Origin of the sequence: Actinokineospora terrae, from assembly GCF_900111175.1 — a bacterium.
Classification (GTDB): domain Bacteria; phylum Actinomycetota; class Actinomycetes; order Mycobacteriales; family Pseudonocardiaceae; genus Actinokineospora; species Actinokineospora terrae.
In genome coordinates, this window is sequence record NZ_FOGI01000018.1 from 86392 (window position 1) to 92624 (window position 6233).

At 70.6% G+C, this 6233-nt stretch carries 6 protein-coding genes; 3 read left to right on the forward strand and 3 right to left on the reverse strand.

Annotated features, from left to right (window positions below; all coding sequences use genetic code 11):
- The first annotated feature begins 18 nt into the window (after positions 1 to 18).
- From BMY07_RS31545 to BMY07_RS31555, 3 genes are read left to right on the forward strand one after another with little or no spacing between them, the layout of a single operon-like run.
- The gene (locus tag BMY07_RS31545) at positions 19 to 891 is read left to right on the forward strand and encodes a hypothetical protein (RefSeq protein ID WP_092786638.1); all 873 of its coding nucleotides are present in this window, start codon (positions 19 to 21) and stop codon (positions 889 to 891) included.
- Complete coding sequence (locus BMY07_RS31550; protein ID WP_092786640.1) at positions 888 to 2129, forward strand: ABC transporter substrate-binding protein; 1242 nt, start codon at positions 888 to 890, stop codon at positions 2127 to 2129. The genes BMY07_RS31545 and BMY07_RS31550 overlap by 4 nt, the downstream gene beginning before the upstream one ends.
- 11 nt (positions 2130 to 2140) lie before the next feature.
- Positions 2141 to 2488 (forward strand): CU044_2847 family protein, encoded by a 348-nt coding sequence (locus BMY07_RS31555; protein ID WP_092786642.1) that lies wholly within the window; start codon positions 2141 to 2143, stop codon positions 2486 to 2488.
- A 218-nt stretch (positions 2489 to 2706) separates the two neighbouring features.
- On the opposite strand, the gene BMY07_RS31560 is transcribed toward BMY07_RS31555, so the two are convergent.
- The 3 genes from BMY07_RS31560 to BMY07_RS31570 all read right to left on the reverse strand — a co-directional run.
- The gene (locus BMY07_RS31560) at positions 2707 to 2907 is read right to left on the reverse strand and encodes a hypothetical protein (RefSeq protein WP_092786644.1); all 201 of its coding nucleotides are present in this window, start codon (positions 2905 to 2907) and stop codon (positions 2707 to 2709) included.
- 251 nt (positions 2908 to 3158) lie between these two features.
- Positions 3159 to 5354 carry an MMPL family transporter gene (locus BMY07_RS31565; RefSeq protein WP_092786646.1) on the reverse strand — a complete coding sequence of 732 codons (2196 nt, stop codon included), beginning with the start codon at positions 5352 to 5354 and terminating at the stop codon, positions 3159 to 3161.
- Positions 5355 to 5747: 393 nt separating this feature from the next.
- The coding region (locus tag BMY07_RS31570; protein ID WP_092784482.1) for a fasciclin domain-containing protein at positions 5748 to 6233 on the reverse strand (486 nt) is incomplete at its 5' end.

Sequence of the window (6233 nt, forward strand, 5' to 3'; positions counted from 1 at the left end):
CGAGCTGACGCGGCAGCGATGAGTAGCTTCCAGACCGGGCAGGCCAGGCTGACCGGGCCCGGTGAGGACTACCAGAGTCAACTCGCGCAAGCAGGTCAGCGGCTCGCGCAGATCGCCGAGCACAACGCCGCCGGGGAGCACGCGAGCCGGACCCTCCAAGTGGTGGAAGGGCTCGTGGTCGCCTACTCCGGCGCCATCGGTCGGGCCGACTCGTTCTTGCGGTCCGACCGGGGATCGGCGCTGGGCATCGCGGCGTTGTGGGACGCGCACCGGCTGCTCTCCGCGCCGGACTCGGGGATCCTCGCCCAGCTCGACGTGCTGGCGGCCCAACAGCGGGCCTCGCTCGACGAGCAGCTCGGCCACGGGTGGATGTCGGGGTGGGTGGTCCCGCTGTGGGCGCTGCCCGCCGTCGCGCTGCTCGTGCTGCTGGTGTGGACGCAGGTTTTCCTGCGTGCGCGCTTCCGGCGTGCCCTCAACGCCCCGCTGATCGCCGCGACCGTGCTGGCCGGGCTGGTGGCGGCCGTGCTGGCCGTCGTCGTCGGGCACGCCCACCGGGAGGTCGCCGCGGTCGACGAGGCGGTGGCCGCGGTGTCGATGCCCGCCGACGCGTTCCTGCTCGTCGGCGAGCGCAAGCTGGGTGACCTGCTGGCCGGGCAGTGCGCGGGCCAGTGCGGCGACGCGGTCGACGCCTTCGTCGGATCCCTGCCCGCGACCGTGGCCGAACCGGACCGGGCGATCGCGGTCGCCGAGGTCGGGCCGGTGTACGAGCGGCTCGCCGGGGTCGCCGAGCTGTGGGTGGTGCTGACCGTTCCCGCGCTGCTGGCCGTCGCCGTGCTCGTCGTGGTGGGCCTGCGGCCGCGCCTGGAGGAATACAGGTACTCGTCGCGATGAGAAGACTCGTGCCGTTGCTGCTCACCGCGCTCCTGCTGTCCTCGGGGGCCTGCGGTCTGCGCCAGGAGTCGCTGACCGTGCTCGCCTCGTGGACCGGCGACGAGGAGGTGGCGTTCCGGGCGGTGCTCGACGCGTTCACCGAGGAGACCGGCATCGAGGTCACCTACACCGGGACCAGGGCGCTGACCCAGGTGCTGCAGACCGACGTGCAGAAGGGCGCCCCACCCGACATCGCGGTGCTGCCCAGCCCCGCCGAGGTGGTGCGGTACGTGCGCGCGGGGGCGGTGAAACCCATGGCGGACGTCGTCGTCGGGGAGGCGGCCGACGCCTACAGCGCCCAGTGGCGCGGGCTGCGCGCGGCCGGGACGGACACCGTGCACGCGATCCCGGTGAAGGTCGACCTGAAGAGCATCATCTGGTACGACCCGGCGGTGATTCCCCTGCCACCGGGCACGTGGGCCGAGTTGACCGCGCTGACCGAGCGGCTGCGGGCCGCCGGGCGGGCACCGTGGTGCGTCGGCCTGGCCGCGGCGCCCGCGTCCGGGTGGCCGGGCACCGACTGGGTCGAGGACATCCTGCTGCACCAGGCCGGTCCCGAGGTGTACCGGCGGTGGGCGGCCGGGACGCAGGCGTGGACGTCGGCGCCGGTCCGGCAGGCGTGGCTGACGTGGGGTTCGCTGGTCCTGCCGCCGGGGTCGGTGCGTGGCGACGTGCGGTCCGCGTTGGTCACCGACTTCGCCGACGCGAGCAAGTCGCTGACCGCGGGCAGGTGCGCGCTCGAGCACCAGGCGTCCTTCGCCATCGGGGGCCACCGCGACGCCGACTACTTCCCGTTCCCCTCGGTCGAGCCGGGCAACGCCGGGTTGGCGGAGGTCTCGGCGGACCTGGCGGTCGCGTTCACCGACACCAAGGCCACCCGCGCGTTCATGGCCTACCTGGCCTCGGCGGACGGCCAACGGATCTGGCCCGCGCGCGGCACTGCGTTCTCGCCGCGCCGGGGGGTCGAGCAGCACGGCACGGCGGTCAGCGCGCGGATCGCGAAGACGCTGGCCAACTCCCCCGGCCTCTGCTTCGACGCCTCGGACCTGATGCCCGCCAGGATGAGCGGCGCGTTCCAGCGGGCCGCCCTGGCCTACCTGGCCGACCCGACCCAGCTCGACACCCTGCTGACCGACCTGGACCGGGTCCGGGCGGGCCTGGCCGACGACGAGCGGCTCGATGTCGCGTGTGGACGATGAGAGGAACCCCGGTGAGCGAGTTCGTCGAGTACCCGCTTGATGGCGGCGGCACGGTGACGATCGAGGTCGAGGACCACCCGGGCATGGCCCGCGCGGGGCGGGCGGCGACCGTCCTGCGCGAGGCGACCGAGACCCTCGACCAGGCGTTGGCCAACGTCCGGGCCGCGGCCTCCGCCGCGCTCGGGCAGTTCCGCGCGATGGCCAACAGCCCGGACGAGATCGAGATCAAGTTCGGGGTGAAGCTGGACGTGCAGGCGGGCGCGGTGATCGCGCGGACCGGCTTGCAGGGGCAGTTCGAGGTCAAGCTCAAGTGGATCCGCGCGGAGGCGGAGGACGAGGTCCCGCCGCCTGAAGACTGACCGCTGCCTCCTCCGCTAGGGTCGGTCCAGGGCTGCCTGCCCCTGTTTCGGGTGGTTCCGCACCGAACGGAGACAACGGCATGAGGCTCCCCGGCGCAGAACACACCAATTCGGCCCGACTGTGAAGTTCTCTTTTGGTGAAGAGAATCCCGCAGTCGGGCCGAATCGATACGGCAACTATCAGTAGTTCTGCTATCGCGCGCCGATCGAAAGTGCCGTCAGAATTGACAGGGGATCTGCTGGCAGTACATGCGACCGCCGTCCTTGACGCAGAGGAAGCACTCCGGCTCGGGGACCGCGCTGGAAACGGACTGGGTGACGAAGGCGAGACCAGGCGTGGTAGCGGCAGCGGACGTGCCACCCACTACCAGCATCAGCGCCAGGGAAACGAAGATGGCGGATACGCGTCCGATCGACACTCTTGGCATTATGCGCTCCACATGGAAAGGATCGACAAGTCGACGCAGAATTGCACTCGGGCCAAACGGTAGCACGCCACTTCATCGGCGTTCGATAGTCCGAAAGCGTGACGACAGATCGAAAATACGGCCAACCGGCCGGGGACAACCTTCCTGGACGAGAATCCGCCCTGCTGCGGATTGTTGGAAATCCGGCGACGAGGCCCGATGATTCCCTATTGTTGGCCTGCGTCGAATAGCGAGACAGCTGATCAGTGGTGGGTGTCGTGGGGTGTGGGGTGGGCTTCGGGGGTGGGTTCGGTGGTGGACTGGGTGGGGATGTCGCGTTCGAGGGCGGCGCCTTCCACGTCGAGTTCGGGGAGCCAGTGGAGCCAGGTGGGCAGGGACCAGGCGTGGTGGCCCAGCAGGGTCAGCGCGGCGGGGACGGCGATCATGCGGACGATGATGGCGTCGAAGAGGATGCCCATGGCGAGGGCGAAGCCGATGGGTTTGATGGTGGCGTCGCCCTCGGGGACGAAGCCGGCGAAGACGGCGAACATGATGGTGGCGGCGGCGACCACGACCGGGGCGGACTGGCCGAAGCCGGTGACGATGGCGGTGCGGGGTTCGGCGCCGTGGGCGTAGGCCTCGTGCATGCGGGCGACCAGGAACACCTGGTAGTCCATGGCGAGGCCGAACAGGATGCCGACGATGATGATCGGCGACAGGCTCATCAGCGGGCCGGTGGAGTTGCTGTTGACCACCGCTGACAGCCAGCCCCACTGGAACACCGCGGTCGTGGCGCCCAGCACCGCGCCGATGGTCAGCAGGAAGCCCAGCACCCCCACGACCGGCACCAGGATCGAGCGGAACACCAGGATCAGCAGGATGAACGCGAGCCCGACCACCAGCGCCAGGTAGATCGGCAGCGCCTGGTCGAGCTTGTGCGAGATGTCGATGCTGACCGCCGTGGTGCCCGTGACGTACACCTGCGCGCCCGGGGTGTCGGCGATGTTGTCGCGCAGCGCGTGGACGAGGTCGTTGGTCTCGGTGGAGTCGGGGCCGGAGGCCGGGATCACGGTGATCAGCGCGGCCGTGTTGGCCTGGTTGGGTCGGGCAGGCGCGACCACGGCGATGTCGGACTGGGCGGCGACCTCGTCGCGGATGACGGGCGCGCGGGTGACGGCATCGGCGCCGTCGATGAGGATCAGCAGGGGCGCGCTGAAGCCGGGGCCGAACCCGGTCTCGACCAACTGCTCCGCGTGGGCCTGGGTGCTGTCGCGGTCGGGGTGCTGGACCAGGGAGGTGCGCAGCGACAGCACCGGGATGGCGATCACCAGCAGCACGACGACCGCGGCCAGCAGGGTCAGCCACGGGTGCCGCGTCACGCCGTGCGACCAGCGGCGGTAGAAGCCGTGGTCGGCGTGCACCGGCGAACCCTCCACACGGGACCGCCGCGGCAGCGCCTTGCGGCCGACGAAGCCCAGCATCGCGGGTACCAGCGTCACCGCGATCAGCACCGCGAACACGATGGTGCCCGCCGCGGCGAGACCCATCTCGGTCAGGAACGGGATGCCCGCCACGGACAGCCCGGCCAGCGCGATGACCACCGTGAGCCCGGCGGTGACCACGGCGGACCCGGCGGTGCCGACCGCCATCGCGGCGGCTTCCTCGACCGGGCGCCCGGCCAGCAGTTCGTGGCGGAAGCGGGTGATGATGAACAGCGCGTAGTCGATGCCGACCGCCAGGCCCAGCATCACCGCCAGTACGGGCGTGGTGGCCTGCAGGTCGATGAACCCGGTGAGGGTCGTGATCCCCAACGCGCCGATGCCGACGCCGACCACCGCGGTCAGCAGGTTCATCCCGGCGCTGACCAGCGACCCGTAGGTGATGGCCAGCACGAGCAGCGCGACGACCACACCGATCATCTCGGCGGGTCCGCCGACCTGGCCCTTGGCCTGCAGCACGTCACCCCGGACCTCGACGGTGAGGCCGTCCGCGCGTGAACGCTCGACGAGGGAGGTCAGCGCTGTCCGCTGGTCGTCGGTGACCTCGGGCGCGGTCACGCCGTAGGACACCGTGCTGTAGCCGATGCGCTGGTCCTTGGACACGACCGGGTTGGCCGCGTCCACCGGATCGGTGGCCGCGACGACACCCGGTAGCCGCCGCAGCTCGGCCGCGAGCCCGCTGACCTGCTCGGCGACCTGCGTCTGCACCAGCGTCCGACCGGCGGGCGCCTGGAGCACGACCTGCGCGGACCCACCGCCTGCCGCCGACCCGAACCGCTCCCCCATCACCTCCAGCGCCGTCGTCGACTCCTGCCCCGGGATCCGGAACGCCGTCACCGTGGCACCGGACAGCGTCACCGCCCCCACCCCGGACGCCACGAACACCAACAACCACACCAACACCACAAGCACCCGTCGGCGCACCGAGGTCAACCCGAGCCGGTACAGAAGTACTGCCATGGCAAGCCACCCGTGCCTTCGCCCGCGGTGACGCCACCCTCGGCAGGGACACCGCGCTCTCGTCCACCCGGTCACGCCAGGGTCCACAGTGGTCGCTTACAGACTTCCCCCGGTCGGCCGACCCCGCCCCCCAAGTCCCGCCTTCGAGTGACGTCCCGGGCACAGGAGTTCGACCCAGCAGCCGACCCCGCGACCAGGGCGGATGTGGCCCGGCCAGCCGATAGTCCCGGCCGATGCCGCGTCCTCGCCGGGTTGCTCACCGCGGTCACTCTCCCGGGTGATGGCAACAGAACAGGCTGTGCCCGCTGATCCCAGAACGGAACCAGCGAGCACAGCCTGGAGGGGTCGCGCTGTCCCGCAAGCCGGTCCTAAGGGCCGGGACAGCGCGTCCACTCAGCTCTTGGGCATGAGGACCGAGTCGATCAGGTACACGGTGGCGTTGGCGGTCTTGACGCCGCCGCAGATCACGTTGGCGTCGTTGACCTTCAGGTTGTTGCCGGAGCCGGTGACCTCGACAGCGCCCTTCTCCACGGTGGTCTGCGAGCCGACGACCGCCGACGGCGACTTCTGCCCGGCCACCACGTGGTAGGTCAGGATCTTGGTCAGCAGCGCGTCATCGGTCTTGAGCTTCTCGATGGTCGCGGCGTCGATCTTCTTGAACGCGTCGTCGACCGGCGCGAACACCGTGAACTCGCTGCCGTTGAGCGTGTCGACCAGGTTCACCTTCGGGTTGAGCTTGCCGGACACCGCCGCGACCAGCGTGGTCAGCAACGGGTTGTTGCCCGCGGCGACAGCCACCGGGTCAGCGGCCATACCCGACACCGAGCCCGCACCGCTCGGAACGGCCTTGGCGTAGTCGGCACAGCCGGGGCCGACCAG

What these genes read in the sequence shown, in the direction of transcription:
- BMY07_RS31545 (WP_092786638.1), top strand. Translation starts at nt 19, where the DNA reads ATGAGTAGCTTCCAGACCGGGCAGGCCAGGCTGACCGGGCCCGGTGAG.
- BMY07_RS31550 (WP_092786640.1), top strand. Translation starts at nt 888, where the DNA reads ATGAGAAGACTCGTGCCGTTGCTGCTCACCGCGCTCCTGCTGTCCTCG.
- BMY07_RS31565 (WP_092786646.1), bottom strand. Translation starts at nt 5,354, where the DNA reads ATGGCAGTACTTCTGTACCGGCTCGGGTTGACCTCGGTGCGCCGACGG.